This window comes from Pseudomonas sp. PDM25 (genome assembly GCF_019219045.1).
Classification (GTDB): domain Bacteria; phylum Pseudomonadota; class Gammaproteobacteria; order Pseudomonadales; family Pseudomonadaceae; genus Aquipseudomonas.
This window is the reverse complement of sequence record NZ_JAHUWL010000011.1, coordinates 137592-151380: the sequence shown is the minus strand read 5'-3', so window position 1 is coordinate 151380 and position 13789 is coordinate 137592. Positions and strand designations below refer to the sequence as shown.

Sequence of the window (13789 nt, the reverse complement as noted above, 5' to 3'; positions counted from 1 at the left end):
TTTTCCGTTTCCGATAATTTCAACAAGCGAGGAGGACCGCCATGGGCGTGACCAATCGGTTGGCCTGTTACTCCGACCCCGCCGACCACTATTCCCACCGAGTGCGTATCGTACTTGCAGAGAAGGGTGTCAGCGCCGAGATCATTTACGTGGAAGCTGGTCGCCAGCCGCCTAAACTGATTGAAGTGAACCCTTACGGCAGCTTGCCCACCCTGGTCGATCGTGACCTGGCGTTGTGGGAGTCGACCGTGGTGATGGAATATCTGGATGAGCGTTACCCGCACCCGCCTTTATTGCCGGTTTATCCAGTGGCGCGTGCCAACAGCCGTCTGCTGATTCATCGTATTCAGCGTGACTGGTGTGGTCTGGTGGATCTGATCCTGGATTCCCGGTCCAAGGAAGCAGCCCGTGTCGTGGCTCGTAAAGAGCTGCGCGAAAGCCTGACTGGCGTGTCGCCGTTGTTCGCCGACAAGCCGTTTTTCCTCAGTGAGGAACAAAGTCTGGTGGATTGCTGCCTATTGCCAATACTCTGGCGATTGCCGATTCTGGGTATTGAACTGCCGCGGCCTGCCAAGCCGCTGCTTGATTATATGGAGCGCTCGTTTGCGCGTGAGGCTTTCCAGGCGAGTCTGTCTGGTGTCGAACGCGATATGCGCTAAGGCTTAAGGAGCCGCTATGAACTCCAGTCGACCTTATCTGGTCCGCGCGCTCTACGAGTGGATTGTGGACAACGATTGCACCCCGCACATGCTGGTCAATTCCGAGTATCCGTCGGTGCAGGTGCCTCAGGGTTTTGCCAGTGACGGACAGATTGTCCTGAACGTATCGCCGGCAGCCGTGCGTCATTTGCACATGGACAACGAAGCGGTCAGCTTCGAAGGGCGTTTCGGTGGCGTGCCACACACCCTGTACGTGCCTATCGCATCGATTCTGGGCATTTACGCCCGGGAGAACGGTCAGGGCATGGTGTTCGATCTGGAATCGCCTATGGAGGACGAGGAAGAGATCGAGCCGGATGACGATATTCCGCCACCCGACAGTGAGCCGCCGCGTCCCAGCGGTCGACCCAGTTTGAAAGTGGTGAAGTAATAAAAAAGGCGATCCGAAAGGATCGCCTTTTTTGTGCCTGCGTGTTGCGTGTCAGTCGATGTATTCGAACAGTTTCACAATCTTCTGCACGCCGGAAACACCCTGCACCAAATTGGTGGCTTGGGCAGCTTCCTGTTTGGTCAGCAGGCCCAGCAGGTAAACGATGCCGTTCTCGGTGACAACCTTGATGCGCGAGCCCGGAATGTTCGGGTCGGTGAGCATCTGGGTCTTGATCTTGGAAGTGAGCCAGGTGTCGTTCTGGCGGGCAAGGAAGCCGGAAGGTGGCAGGACTTGCAGTTCGTTGTGGACTGTCTTCACGCGTTGAACAGCCGCAGCGGCCTGTTCGGCCTTGGCCTTGAGGTCGGCACGCGGAGTTTGCCCGGCAAGCAGCACGACGCCATTGAAGCTGGTGACGACGATGTGCGAGTCGTTATCCAGGGCTGGATCGGCCTTGGCAATGTTCACGCCGACCTTGGTGTCGATCAGAGAGTCGTCGATCTTGCTGCCGAAGGTGCGGGTGCCGCGGTCATCTTCAATCGGTGCTTCACGGCTGGCGTTAACCACCGAGGTGCAGCCGCTGATGCCGAGGCACAGTGTCAAGGCCAGAAGGCCTAGGCGATTAGGGGTCATTCTTCACTCCCGAACAGTTGGCTGTCGATCAAATCGCAAAGGCAATGGATCGTCAGCAGGTGGACTTCCTGAATACGTGCGGTGACGTTGGCCGGTACGCGAATCTCGACGTCCTCGGGCAATAGCAGCGAAGCCATGCCGCCACCATCGCGACCGGTCAATGCTACGACAACCATTTCGCGATCATGTGCGGCCTGGATCGCTTGAATAATGTTTGCCGAGTTGCCGCTGGTGGAAATCGCCAGCAATACGTCACCCGGCTGGCCGAGGGCGCGGATCTGTTTGGAGAAGATTTCGTTGTAGCTGTAGTCGTTGGCGATCGAGGTGATCGTCGAGCTGTCGGTGGTCAGCGCAATCGCTGGCAGGCTCGGACGTTCACGCTCGAAACGGTTGAGCAGCTCGGACGAGAAGTGCTGGGCATCACCGGCAGAGCCGCCGTTGCCGCAGGACAGCATTTTGCCTTCGTTGAGCAGGGCGTTGACCATCACCTGGCTGGCTTGCTCGATGTGCGGTGCAAGTACGTCCATCGCCATTTGCTTGGTATCGATACTGGCCTGAAAAAGCTGGCGAATTCGGGATTGCATGTCCATCTGTGTGACCTTAATTAGCGCGGCTACTCGGCACATGAATGTGCAGCCCGCAAAGCAAAGAGCAAAAGTGTTGGGTGAAAGTGTCCGGTTCGGGGCGCACGCGATCAGCTGTCGAAGGCATTCTGCAACCAGTTCAACTGATCGAGGTTGCTGTCGATGGCAACCACGTCGAAACGGCAAGGGGAATTGGCCCAACGCGACTCGCGCTGAAGAAAATATTGCGCGGCAATTATCAGTTTCTGCCGTTTGCGCTCATCGATGCTGCCGAGCGCGCCACCCCATTGAGTGTTTTTTCTGTAGCGGACTTCAACGAATACTACTGTATCGCCATCAAGCATGACCAGATCAAGCTCGCCGCGTTTACACAACCAGTTCTGCGCCAGCAGGCGCAGACCTTGTTGTTGAAGATGCTCGAGCGCATGGCGCTCGGCATCTTTGCCGCTTTGCTGGCGTGATCGGTCGGGCATCAGTGCGGGGTGTCCGGCAGGCGTTGAACCTGGCCGCTGACGAACTGTGCCCACGGCAACTGGCGGACCACGCGTTGGTTCTGAGTCATGCCCAGGCTGCCCGATTGACCTTCGATGCGGCTGTCCGGCAGAGCCTTGAGTTGCCCCAGACGTGGTGCCAGGCGATAGGCGTCAACACCCATCGCGTACAGACGGCCCAGGCTGCCAGCAGCTTGCGGCCACTGAGCGGTTACTTGCTTGCGCAGTGGATCGTTAGCCTCCAGCAACCATGGGGTTTCGCAGAAGCGAATGCCGTTCATGTCGTTGTACTGGTTCACATCGCCGCTGGCGCTGAACACGTGGGAAGTGGCATAAACCGGCACGTCGCCGGCGTACTGGAAGTTCAGGGTCGGCTTGATCTGCTGGGCTTGCTGAGGCGTTGCAGCCAGGAAGATGAACTCGATGTCCTGGCGACGCGAAGGCTGGGCGGCGATCTGTCCGCCAACGGTGCTTTGCAGGCTCTTGGCACGACCTTCGCTCTGACGCAGCTGGAACATATCGGCGATCTGCTGGGCCAGTTGAACCGGTTGGTCGACGCGTTCGGTAGCGACGATGCTGCCACCGTTAGCCTGCCAATCCTGGCTGAACGCTTTCAAGACGCGATCGCCCCATTCGCCTTTCGGCACCATGATGGCTGCGCGATGCAGGCCATCGGCGCGAGCGCGGCGGGACACTTCGCGGGCTTCGTCTTCAGCCGCAAGACCGAACTGGAACAGTTGGGCCGGACCTTGTGCGCCTTCGCTGTAATTCAGTGCCAGGGTGGTGATCGGCAGTTGCGGGCGAGCGCTGAGCTGTTTGACCAGCGGTTTCTCCAGTGGGCCGATGACCAGTTGCACGCCGTCGGCCTGAGCCTTGCGATAGAACTCGTCGAGGGACGTCAGGCGCGAGCTGTCATAGAACTCGATCACTGGCGGCTTCTGCCCGGCTTGTTGGGCCTGGTAGTGAGCAGCCATGAAACCTTCACGCAGTGCTTTGCCAACCGATGCCAGCGGGCCGTCTTGTGGCAGCAGCAGGGCGATTTTGCTCAGGGGCTGGCTGGCCAGTTCCTTGAGTTTGGTCAGTGGCAGCGGCAATTGAATGGCGGCCGGGTGCTTTGGATTCTGTGCGCGCCAGTTGTCGATCGCGGCTTGCTGCTGTTCCAGGGTGCCGGCAGTTTTCACCGCCAGTGCCAGGCCCATCCAGCCGCCGAGGTCGTCGGTGGTGCTCGGCTGCAATTGATCAGTCGGCAGCGAGGCGATCAGGGTCCAGATCGCTTCGTGGTTTTTGCTGGCGGCTTCACCTTCAAGCATTGGTGCGATGAAGATGCGCTCCCGTGCGGCGGCCAGCGTCTGGCCATCGGCTTCAAGGGCGCGGGCATGAACAGTGCCGGTGCGAACCTGTTGCTCAACCGGCAGTTCACTCAGGCGTTGCAGGCTCGGATGACTCAAGGCTGTCAGCGCCGCTTTGGGCTGATTGCGAACCATGGCCAGTTCAGCCGCCAGGGTGCTGGCGAACACCTGTTGGCCAGGCTTGAGGGTTTCGACCGGGACTTGTTGCAGGATTTGCGCGGACTGGCCGGCATTCCCCTGACGATAGGCCAGGTCTGCCGCGCTCAGGCGCAACAGGGAGGCTTTTTCCGGGTCTTTGCTTTGAGCGGCCTGTGCGAGCAGTTGCTCGATACTGGCATCCGGGGTCCGTGGAAGTTCGCCAAGGCTGGAGGAGGGCGAGCTGGCGCAAGCCGCCAGCAAGGCAGCAAGGCAGAGGGCAGTGAACAGCCGCAGGCAAGCGATCATGTAGTGTTCCTGATACTCGATCAAATTAGCGTGGAATTGTACCCAAGCACTGGCCGGGGCGCGATGTTACTGGTGTGAATCGATCAATTTAGCTCGTGCAAATGTTGCGGCACTGCACAAAAGGCTGCAAAACCGAGGGTTGCTTGCGCGTATCGCGAACGTCACGACGCGCTACAATGGCGGCTTTTACCGATCATGAGGTGTGCGCTTTGACTGCTCCAGGTGCTTTGAATTCCGCTGCTGGCTCGCTTTATGTGGTGGCGACGCCCATCGGCAACCTGGACGACATCAGTGCGCGTGCGCTGAAAATCCTGCGCGACGTCGCCCTGATCGCCGCCGAAGATACCCGTCACTCCCAGCGATTGATGCAACATTTCGGCATTCCTACGCCGCTGGCGGCCTGCCATGAACACAATGAGCGGGATGAAGGTAGCCGCTTTATCACGCGTTTGCTTGCCGGCGACGATGTGGCGCTGATTTCAGATGCCGGCACGCCGTTGATTTCCGATCCGGGTTATCACCTGGTGCGCCAGGCCCGCGCGGCGGGGATCAATGTGGTGCCGGTCCCGGGCGCCTGCGCGTTGATCGCCGCGTTGTCGGCGGCGGGTCTGCCATCGGACCGTTTCATCTTCGAAGGCTTCCTGCCGGCCAAGGCAGTCGGTCGGCGCGCCCGTCTTGAGTTGGTAAAGGAAGAACCGCGCACGCTGATTTTTTATGAGGCCCCGCACCGGATCCTTGAGTGCCTTCAAGACATGGAGTTGGTGTTTGGTGGTGAGCGTCCGGCGTTGCTGGCGCGCGAGCTGACCAAGACTTTCGAAACCCTTAAAGGCTTGCCTCTGGCTGAGTTGCGCGAGTTCGTCGAGTCAGACAGCAATCAGCAGCGCGGCGAGTGCGTGGTGTTGGTGGCGGGTTGGTCTGCCCCCGAGACCGAGGACGCCGTCAGCAGTGAAGCGATGCGCATTCTGAATCTGTTGCTTGAAGAAATGCCGCTCAAGCGAGCCGCAGCGTTGGCGGCGCAAATTACCGGCGAGCGCAAGAATGTGCTCTATCAGGTTGCGCTGGATAAACAGAAGGGCGAGTAGAAACCGACGTGCAGGCGCAGCCCAAGGCGTTTAGCGCTTGTCCTTCGGCTGCTCTGCCGTTAATCTTCGCGGCGGAGAGTCGATCGGACAGTCGCTGCCCTCTATGAAAATTAGGGGGGGGAGGAAAGTCCGGGCTCCATAGGGCGAAGTGCCAGGTAATGCCTGGGAGGCGTGAGCCTACGGAAAGTGCCACAGAAAATAACCGCCTAAGCGCTTCGGCGCCGGTAAGGGTGAAAAGGTGCGGTAAGAGCGCACCGCACGTCTGGCAACAGTTCGTGGCTTAGGTAAACCCCACTTGGAGCAAGACCAAATAGGGTCCCAAGGCGTGGCCCGCGCTGGGACCGGGTAGGTTGCTAAAGATGTCCAGTGATGGCCATCGTAGACGAATGACTGTTCAAGACAGAACCCGGCTTACAGATCGACTCTCCACCTTTTTCCCCTCCCTGCTTTAATGATTGAGCAGGGCGCCTGTAGTAGCAATTCCCCTCCTTACAGAATCAACAGCAGAAGCACTTTCCTAATACCGAAAAAATCTTACTCTTAACAAATTACTTTAACTTTCGAACGCAGCCTTCAGTGCTGATTCAAGTTATTGAACAGAACGACACGTCAGATTCTCGCTGCCCCTCCTTTTGCGCTCCTAAATCTCAGTTCTGTAAGGCTTTTCCTTTAATCCGCGCCTTGACGGTGCGGTGGCCGCATTCCTATAGTGTGCGCAAGTGGCGGAAAGTGGCATGAAGTGGGTTTTTTGAGCTCAAAACGCTAATATTTGGAGAAACGCTGACGTGTTTCGCGGAGCTAACGCTATCAGTCTCGACGCAAAGGGCCGTCTCGCTATGCCGAGCCGGTACCGTGACGAGCTCGTTTCGCGTAGTTCCGGTCAGTTAATCGTCACAATTGATGCCGTTGATCCGTGTTTGTGTGTTTACCCCCTCGATGAGTGGGAAATTATTGAAACCAAACTGCGCGCACTGCCTTCGCTTCGCGAAGAGAACCGCCGCCTGCAACGTTTACTGATTGGTAATGCTGTCGACCTCGAGCTCGATGGCAGTGGTCGTTTTCTGGTCCCACCGCGTCTTCGTGAATATGCCAAGTTGGATAAGCGCGCGATGTTGGTAGGCCAACTGAACAAGTTCCAATTGTGGGACGAGGATGCCTGGGATGCGGTTTCTGCCGCTGACCTGGCTGCCATTCAACAACCGGGCGCCATGCCTGATGAACTGCGTGATTTGATCCTGTGACTATTGATAGCGGCTTTAACCACATCACCGTACTGCTTGACGAAGCCGTGGAGGCTCTCGCCGTACGTCCTGATGGCTGCTATCTGGACGGTACGTTCGGGCGCGGCGGACACAGCAGGTTGATCCTCAGCCAGCTCGGCCCCGAGGGTCGGGTACTCGGGTTCGACAAAGATCCTCAAGCGATTGCCACCGGGCAAACGCTAGCGGCCGAAGACGGCCGCTTTGTCGTTGTACAGCGCAGCTTTGCCGAGCTCGGTTCGGAAGTCGCCGAACGTGGTCTGGCCGGCAAGGTCAGCGGCGTTTTGCTCGACCTCGGCGTGTCCTCGCCGCAGCTCGACGACCCTGAGCGCGGCTTCAGTTTTCTCAACGATGGCCCGCTGGACATGCGCATGGACCCGTCCCGCGGGATCAGCGCTGCCGAATTCGTCAATACCGCCCCGGTGGAAGAAATCGCCCGGGTGTTCAAGCAATACGGCGAAGAACGTTTCTCCGGCCGGATGGCCCGTGCCGTGGCCGAGCGTCGCGACATCAAGCCGTTCGAGCGCACTGCCGATCTGGCTGAAGTCCTGAAAGTCGCCAACCCTGCATGGGAAAAGGGCAAAAACCCGGCGACCCGTGCGTTCCAGGGCCTGCGAATTCACGTCAACAACGAACTGGGTGATCTGGAAGCCGGCCTCGAAGCCGCACTGGAATGCCTGGAAGTCGGTGGCCGCCTGGTGGTCATCAGCTTCCACTCGCTGGAAGACCGCATCGTCAAACTGTTCATGCGCAAGCTGGTGAAAGGCGAAGCCGACAACTTGCCGCGCAACCTGCCGGTACGTCACGTCGCCTTCGAACCAATAATCAAAATCCATGGCAAAGCGCAGTCCGCCTCCGAGGCCGAACTCAAAGCCAACCCACGTTCCCGTAGCGCCGTCATGCGCGTCGCGGAGAAGCTGCGGTGAGCAAGCTTTTCGCCAAGCCACTTCCCGGCGGAAGCTTTTTCATGTTTCTGCTGTTTATTGGCGTGCTCGTGTCGGCCATCGGCGTTTCCTATAGCGCCCACTGGAACCGTCAACTGTTGAACTCCCTGTACAACGAGTTGAGCGTGCGCGACAAGGCGCAAGCGGAGTGGGGCCGTTTGATTCTCGAACAGAGCACCTGGACCGCCCACAGCCGTATCGAAGTCCTGGCGACCGAGCAACTGAAGATGCGCATTCCTGGCGCAGCTGAAGTGCAGATGGTGGCGCCATGATGAAACTCGAGGGCGCACTCTTTCCATGGCGGTTCCGCCTGGTGCTGGGTTTGCTCGGCGTCATGGTCGCGGCGATTTCCTGGCGCATTATCGATCTGCAGGTGGTCGACCGTGCCTTTCTTAAAGGTCAGGGTGATGCGCGCAGCGTTCGTCATATCCCGATTCCGGCTCACCGTGGTCTGATCACCGACCGTAACGGCGAGCCTTTGGCCGTGAGTACCCCGGTCACCACCCTTTGGGCCAATGCCAAGGAAATGCAAACGGCCAAAGAGAAGTGGCCTGCACTGGCGGCTGCCTTGGGGCAGGACCCGAAAGCCCTGGCCGAACGTCTCGAGGCCCAAGCCAACAAAGAATTCATCTACCTGGTGCGCGGGCTGACCCCCGAGCAGGGCCAGTCCGTGCTCGACCTGAAAGTGCCGGGCGTTTATGGCATCGAAGAATTCCGTCGTTTCTACCCGGCCGGTGAAGTCACTGCCCATATGGTCGGTTTTACCGACATCGATGATCACGGTCGTGAAGGCGTCGAGCTGGCCTACGACGAATGGCTGGCCGGGGTCCCTGGCAAGCGGCAGGTGATCAAGGATCGGCGTGGCCGACTTATCAAGGATGTTCAGGTCACCAAAAACGCCAAGGCCGGAAAGCCCTTGGCGTTGTCCATTGACCTGCGTCTGCAATACCTGGCCAACCGTGAACTGCGTAACGCGATCATCGAGAACGGCGCCAAGGCCGGCAGCCTGGTGATCATGGACGTGAAGAGCGGCGAGATCCTCGCCATGGTCAACCAGCCGACCTACAACCCGAATAACCGTCGCAACCTGCAACCGGCGATGATGCGTAACCGCGCCATGATCGACGTGTTCGAACCGGGTTCGACCATGAAAGCGATTTCCATGAGCGCCGCCATTGAAACCGGGCGCTGGAAGCCGACCGATACCGTTGAGGTTTATCCGGGCACCTTGCAGATTGGTAAATACACCATCAAGGACGTCTCCAAATCCGAAGGCCCGGTGCTCGACCTGACTGGCATCCTGATCAACTCCAGTAACGTCGGCATGAGTAAGGTCGCCTTCGATATCGGCGGCGAAACGATTTTCCGTCTGGCGCAAAAAGTCGGTCTCGGCCAGGACACCGGCCTGGGCTTCCCAGGCGAGCGCGTCGGCAACCTGCCGAACTACCGCGAATGGCGCAAGGCTGAAACCGCCACGCTGTCGTACGGCTACGGTATTTCCGTGACCGCGATCCAGTTGGTCCACGCCTTCTCGGCCCTGGCCAACAACGGTCGCCTCGCGCCGCTGACCCTGATCAAAACGGACAAGGCGCCGCAAACCACGCAGGTATTGCCGGAAGCTGTCGCGAAGACCATGCAAACCATGCTGCAACAAGTGATCGAAGCTCCGCGCGGTGTATTCCGTGCACAAGTGCCGGCGTATCACGTGGGCGGCAAGTCGGGTACCGCGCGTAAAACGTCGGTCGGCACCAAAGGCTACGCCGAGAATTCCTACCGTTCGCTGTTCGCCGGCTTCGGCCCGATGAACGATCCGCGCTACGCCATCGTGGTGGTGATCGATGAGCCGACCAAGGCCGGTTACTTCGGTGGTCTGGTATCGGCCCCGGTGTTCAGCAAAGTGATGTCCGGGACCTTGCGCCTGATGAACATCACCCCGGACAACCTGCCACCTACTCAACAAGCGAACGCAGCACCGGTCGTTCCGCTGAAAGCCAATGGAGGGCGAGGCTGATGTCTCTGAGTCTGAACAAGATTTTCGCCCACGCCGGCCGCGATCTGTTGATCCGCGAACTGACCCTGGACAGCCGCAACGTGCGGGCTGGCGATCTGTTTCTCGCCGTCCCTGGCGGCAAGTTCGACGGACGCGCGCACATCGCCGACGCCCTGCAACGCGGCGCTGCCGCTGTGGCGTATGAAGTCGAAGGCGCGACCGTATTGCCGATTACCGATGTTCCGCTGATTCCGGTCAAAGGCCTGGCGGCGCAGCTGTCGGACATCGCCGGGCGTTTTTACGGTGACCCTAGTCGCCACCTGAACCTGATCGGCGTGACCGGCACCAATGGCAAAACCAGCGTGACGCAGTTGGTTGCGCAAGCCATGGATTTGCTCGGCCAGCACTGCGGCATCGTCGGCACGTTGGGCACCGGTTTTTACGGCGCGCTCGAAAGCGGCTTGCACACCACGCCGAACCCGATTGCCGTGCAGGCAACCCTCGCCGACCTGAAAAAGGCCGGTGCCAAAGCCGTCGCCATGGAAGTTTCTTCCCACGGTCTGGATCAGGGACGCGTGACCGCACTGGCGTTCGATGTGGCGGTGATGACCAACCTGTCCCGCGATCATCTGGATTACCACGGCACCATGCAAGCCTACGGCGAAGCCAAGGCCAAGCTGTTTACCTGGAACGATTTGAAGTGCCGGGTGGTTAACCTCGACGACGAATTCGGCCGCCGACTGGCCGCTGATGATGGTGAGTCGCGCTTGATCACCTACAGCCTGGAAGACTCCAGGGCCTACCTTTATTGCCGTGAAGCGCAGTTCGATGACGAAGGCGTGCGCGCCACGCTGGTCACGCCGCAGGGTGAGCATCACTTGCGCAGCACCTTGCTCGGTCGTTTCAACCTGAGCAACGTGCTGGCCGCGGTCGGCGCCTTGCTGGGGCTGGACTACGCGCTGGACGAAATCCTTAACGTGCTGCCGAAACTCGAAGGCCCGGCCGGACGCATGCAGCGCCTCGGCGGCGGTACTCAGCCGCTGGTCGTGGTCGATTACGCCCACACTCCGGATGCGCTGGAAAAAGTCTTGATGGCCCTGCGTCCTCACGCCAAAGGCCGTTTGCTGTGCCTGTTCGGTTGCGGTGGTGATCGCGATCGCGGCAAACGTCCGCTCATGGCTGAAGTGGTCGAGCGTCTGGCTGACGGCGTGCTGGTGACCGATGACAACCCGCGCACCGAAGACCCGGCCGTGATCTTCGACGACATCCGCGCCGGTTTTACCGCTGTGGATAAAGTCACCTTCGTTGCTGGCCGTGGCCAGGCGATTGCCCAATTGATCGCCAGCGCTTCGGCGGATGACGTGATTGTCCTGGCCGGTAAAGGTCACGAGGACTATCAGGAAATCAACGGCCAGCGCCACGCTTTCTCCGATCTGGTCGAGGCCGATCATGCCTTGACCACGTGGGAGGTGGCCCATGCTTAAAGCCTTGAAACTGAGCGAACTGACCGGCGCGCTGAATGCCCGCCTGGTCACTGCCGATGCCAGCTTCGACGGCGTCAGCATCGACAGCCGCGCGATCAAACCAGGCCAACTCTTTATTGCCCTGACCGGCCCGCGTTTCGATGGTCACGACTATCTCAATGACGTAGCGGCAAAAGGCGCCGTAGCGGCGTTGGTCGAGCGCGAAGTCGCCGACAGCGCACTGCCGCAATTGCTGGTCAAAGATACGCGTCAGGCGCTGGGGCAACTCGGCGCGTTGAATCGTGCGACTTACACCCATCCTGTCGCAGCGATCACCGGTTCCAGCGGCAAGACCACGGTCAAGGAAATGCTCGCCAGCATCCTGCGCACGCGCGGTCCGGTGTTGGCGACCCGCGGCAACCTGAACAATGACCTCGGCGTTCCGCTGACCCTGCTCGAGCTCGCACCGGAACATACCGCAGCGGTGATCGAACTGGGTGCTTCGCGTCTCGGCGAAATTGCCTACACCGTCGGCATGACCAAGCCCCATGTGGCCGTGCTCAACAACGCCGGGACCGCCCACGTCGGCGAGTTCGGCGGGCCGGAAAAAATCGTTGAAGCCAAGGGCGAGATTATTGAAGGGCTGGATGCCGATGGCGTCGCCGTTCTCAATCTTGACGACAAGGCATTCGGCATCTGGAAGACCCGCGCTGCCGGTCGCAAAGTGCTGACCTTCGCTCTGAGCAATGTCAGTGCCGATTTCTACGCCAGCGATCTGGACCGCGACGCGCGCGGTTGCCCGGCGTTCAACCTGCACAGTCCTGAAGGTATGGAGCGCGTTCAACTGAACCTGCTCGGCACCCATAACGTTGCCAATGCCCTGGCCGCCGCCGCCGCTGCCCATGCGCTGGGCGTGTCGCTGTTCGGCATCGCCACCGGTCTGGGCGCGGTGCAACCGGTCAAGGGCCGCACCGTCGCGCAACTGGCCAGCAATGGCATGCGCGTGATCGATGACACGTATAACGCGAACCCCACCTCCATGTGCGCCGCCGTTGATATACTCGCCGGCTTTTCCGGCCGCACCGTTCTGGTGCTCGGGGATATCGGCGAGTTGGGCGATTGGGCGGAGCAGGGGCACCGCGATGTGGGCGAGTACGCCCGTGGCAAGGTTTCCGCGCTCTACGCTGTCGGGCCAATGATGGCTCACGCCGTGAACGCTTTCGGTCCACAGGCCTTTCACTTCAGCACTCAGGCTGAACTGATCAAGGCCCTGGGCGCCGAGCAAGACACAAACACCACCATTTTGATCAAGGGCTCGCGCAGCGCCGCGATGGAAAACATCGTCGCCGCTTTGTGCGGGACCAGCCTGGAGAAACATTAATGCTGCTGCTGCTAGCGGAGTATCTGCAACAGTTCTACAAAGGCTTCGCGGTCTTTCAGTACCTGACCCTGCGCGGGATTCTCGGTGTGCTGACCGCGTTGGTTTTGTCGCTGTGCTACGGCCCGTGGATGATCCGCACGTTACAGAACCGTCAGATCGGTCAATCCGTTCGCAACGACGGTCCACAATCGCACCTGTCCAAGTCCGGCACCCCGACCATGGGCGGCGCGCTGATCCTGTCGTCCATCGGCGTCAGTACTTTGCTGTGGGCTGACCTGAGCAACCGTTATGTCTGGACCGTGCTGCTGGTGACTTTGCTGTTCGGCGCGATCGGCTGGGTCGACGATTACCGCAAAGTGATCGAGAAGAACTCCCGTGGCCTTCCGAGCCGCTGGAAGTACTTCTGGCAGTCGGTGTTCGGCCTGGGCGCGGCGATCTTCCTTTATATGACCGCGGCAACACCGGTAGAAACCACCCTCATCCTGCCGATGCTCAAGGACTACAGCATTCCTCTGGGCGCGGGCTTCATCGTCCTGACTTACTTCGTGATCGTTGGCTCGAGCAACGCGGTCAACCTGACCGACGGCCTCGACGGTCTGGCGATCATGCCCACCGTAATGGTTGGCGGCGGGTTGGGGATCTTCTGCTACCTGTCGGGTAACGTGAAATTCGCTGAATACCTGCTGATCCCGTATGTACCGGGCGCAGGCGAGTTGATTGTGTTCTGCGGCGCCTTGATCGGTGCGGGCCTCGGGTTCCTCTGGTTCAACACGTATCCGGCTCAGGTGTTCATGGGCGACGTCGGCGCACTGGCGCTGGGCGCTGCACTGGGCACCATCGCGGTGATCGTCCGTCAGGAAATCGTCCTGTTCATCATGGGCGGCGTGTTCGTGATGGAGACCCTGTCAGTCGTCATTCAGGTGGCGTCCTTTAAGCTCACCGGTCGCCGTGTGTTCCGCATGGCACCGATTCACCACCACTTTGAACTCAAGGGCTGGCCCGAGCCGCGCGTGATCGTCCGTTTCTGGATCATCACCGTGATTCTCGTGCTGGTTGGCCTTGCCACCCTGAAGCTGAGGTAGA

The 13789-nt window shown here is 59.7% G+C and carries 14 protein-coding genes and 1 other RNA gene; 11 read left to right on the top strand and 4 right to left on the bottom strand.

The features are described 5' to 3' along the window. Positions 1-41: 41 nt before the first annotated feature. A complete protein-coding gene (locus tag KW848_RS21315) occupies positions 42-659 on the top strand; it encodes a glutathione S-transferase N-terminal domain-containing protein (RefSeq protein ID WP_008155978.1) in 618 nt (205 codons plus the stop codon). Between the two features lie 16 nt (positions 660-675). Beyond that, positions 676-1089 (top strand): ClpXP protease specificity-enhancing factor, encoded by a 414-nt coding sequence (locus tag KW848_RS21310; protein WP_008155980.1) that lies wholly within the window; start codon positions 676-678, stop codon positions 1087-1089. Positions 1090-1140: 51 nt separating this feature from the next. Here KW848_RS21310 and KW848_RS21305 read toward each other — a convergent pair whose 3' ends face one another. The 4 genes from KW848_RS21305 to KW848_RS21290 form a co-directional block, all read right to left on the bottom strand. Further along, on the bottom strand, positions 1141-1719 hold the full coding sequence (locus KW848_RS21305) for a BON domain-containing protein (RefSeq protein WP_008147477.1): 579 nt from the start codon (positions 1717-1719) through the stop codon (positions 1141-1143). Beyond that, the gene (locus KW848_RS21300; protein ID WP_192406234.1) at positions 1716-2309 is read right to left on the bottom strand and encodes a phosphoheptose isomerase; all 594 of its coding nucleotides are present in this window, start codon (positions 2307-2309) and stop codon (positions 1716-1718) included. The genes KW848_RS21305 and KW848_RS21300 overlap by 4 nt, the downstream gene beginning before the upstream one ends. A 104-nt stretch (positions 2310-2413) precedes the next feature. Next, positions 2414-2776, bottom strand: a complete 363-nt coding sequence (locus KW848_RS21295) for a YraN family protein (RefSeq protein ID WP_008147480.1) — start codon at positions 2774-2776, stop codon at positions 2414-2416. Next, positions 2776-4587: a penicillin-binding protein activator gene (locus KW848_RS21290; RefSeq protein WP_218537977.1), complete on the bottom strand. Its 1812-nt coding sequence runs from the start codon at positions 4585-4587 to the stop codon at positions 2776-2778. The genes KW848_RS21295 and KW848_RS21290 overlap by 1 nt, the downstream gene beginning before the upstream one ends. 176 nt (positions 4588-4763) lie before the next feature. On the opposite strand from KW848_RS21290, the gene rsmI reads away from it, so the two are divergent. From rsmI to mraY, 9 genes are all read left to right on the top strand, one after another. Then, a complete protein-coding gene (gene rsmI, locus KW848_RS21285) occupies positions 4764-5669 on the top strand; it encodes a 16S rRNA (cytidine(1402)-2'-O)-methyltransferase (protein ID WP_201120586.1) in 906 nt (301 codons plus the stop codon). A 75-nt stretch (positions 5670-5744) separates the two neighbouring features. Further along, positions 5745-6099: RNase P RNA component class A (gene rnpB / locus KW848_RS21280), an RNA gene on the top strand. Positions 6100-6454: 355 nt separating this feature from the next. After that, positions 6455-6910 carry a division/cell wall cluster transcriptional repressor MraZ gene (gene mraZ, locus KW848_RS21275; RefSeq protein ID WP_008147486.1) on the top strand — a complete coding sequence of 152 codons (456 nt, stop codon included), beginning with the start codon at positions 6455-6457 and terminating at the stop codon, positions 6908-6910. Beyond that, positions 6907-7854 (top strand): 16S rRNA (cytosine(1402)-N(4))-methyltransferase RsmH, encoded by a 948-nt coding sequence (rsmH, locus tag KW848_RS21270; protein ID WP_074880092.1) that lies wholly within the window; start codon positions 6907-6909, stop codon positions 7852-7854. The genes mraZ and rsmH overlap by 4 nt, the downstream gene beginning before the upstream one ends. Then, the gene (ftsL, locus tag KW848_RS21265) at positions 7851-8144 is read left to right on the top strand and encodes a cell division protein FtsL (protein WP_033053422.1); all 294 of its coding nucleotides are present in this window, start codon (positions 7851-7853) and stop codon (positions 8142-8144) included. The genes rsmH and ftsL overlap by 4 nt, the downstream gene beginning before the upstream one ends. Further along, positions 8144-9883, top strand: coding sequence for a penicillin-binding protein 2 (locus tag KW848_RS21260; protein WP_192407547.1), 1740 nt, complete (start codon positions 8144-8146; stop codon positions 9881-9883). Before ftsL ends, KW848_RS21260 begins: the two co-directional genes overlap by 1 nt. Continuing rightward, a complete protein-coding gene (locus KW848_RS21255; protein ID WP_218537976.1) occupies positions 9883-11346 on the top strand; it encodes a UDP-N-acetylmuramoyl-L-alanyl-D-glutamate--2,6-diaminopimelate ligase in 1464 nt (487 codons plus the stop codon). The genes KW848_RS21260 and KW848_RS21255 overlap by 1 nt, the downstream gene beginning before the upstream one ends. Then, on the top strand, positions 11339-12706 hold the full coding sequence (gene murF, locus KW848_RS21250) for a UDP-N-acetylmuramoyl-tripeptide--D-alanyl-D-alanine ligase (RefSeq protein ID WP_218537975.1): 1368 nt from the start codon (positions 11339-11341) through the stop codon (positions 12704-12706). Before KW848_RS21255 ends, murF begins: the two co-directional genes overlap by 8 nt. After that, on the top strand, positions 12706-13788 hold the full coding sequence (gene mraY / locus KW848_RS21245; RefSeq protein WP_046026697.1) for a phospho-N-acetylmuramoyl-pentapeptide-transferase: 1083 nt from the start codon (positions 12706-12708) through the stop codon (positions 13786-13788). Before murF ends, mraY begins: the two co-directional genes overlap by 1 nt. Position 13789: the final 1 nt, after the last annotated feature.

Excerpts from the sequence above, each read along its gene's own strand:
- KW848_RS21315 (WP_008155978.1), top strand. The coding sequence starts at position 42 with ATGGGCGTGACCAATCGGTTGGCCTGTTACTCCGACCCCGCCGACCAC.
- KW848_RS21310 (WP_008155980.1), top strand. The coding sequence starts at position 676 with ATGAACTCCAGTCGACCTTATCTGGTCCGCGCGCTCTACGAGTGGATT.
- KW848_RS21305 (WP_008147477.1), bottom strand. The coding sequence starts at position 1,719 with ATGACCCCTAATCGCCTAGGCCTTCTGGCCTTGACACTGTGCCTCGGC.
- KW848_RS21300 (WP_192406234.1), bottom strand. The coding sequence starts at position 2,309 with ATGGACATGCAATCCCGAATTCGCCAGCTTTTTCAGGCCAGTATCGAT.
- KW848_RS21295 (WP_008147480.1), bottom strand. The coding sequence starts at position 2,776 with ATGCCCGACCGATCACGCCAGCAAAGCGGCAAAGATGCCGAGCGCCAT.
- KW848_RS21290 (WP_218537977.1), bottom strand. The coding sequence starts at position 4,587 with ATGATCGCTTGCCTGCGGCTGTTCACTGCCCTCTGCCTTGCTGCCTTG.
- rsmI (WP_201120586.1), top strand. The coding sequence starts at position 4,764 with ATGGCGGCTTTTACCGATCATGAGGTGTGCGCTTTGACTGCTCCAGGT.
- KW848_RS21260 (WP_192407547.1), top strand. The coding sequence starts at position 8,144 with ATGAAACTCGAGGGCGCACTCTTTCCATGGCGGTTCCGCCTGGTGCTG.
- KW848_RS21255 (WP_218537976.1), top strand. The coding sequence starts at position 9,883 with ATGTCTCTGAGTCTGAACAAGATTTTCGCCCACGCCGGCCGCGATCTG.
- murF (WP_218537975.1), top strand. The coding sequence starts at position 11,339 with ATGCTTAAAGCCTTGAAACTGAGCGAACTGACCGGCGCGCTGAATGCC.
- mraY (WP_046026697.1), top strand. The coding sequence starts at position 12,706 with ATGCTGCTGCTGCTAGCGGAGTATCTGCAACAGTTCTACAAAGGCTTC.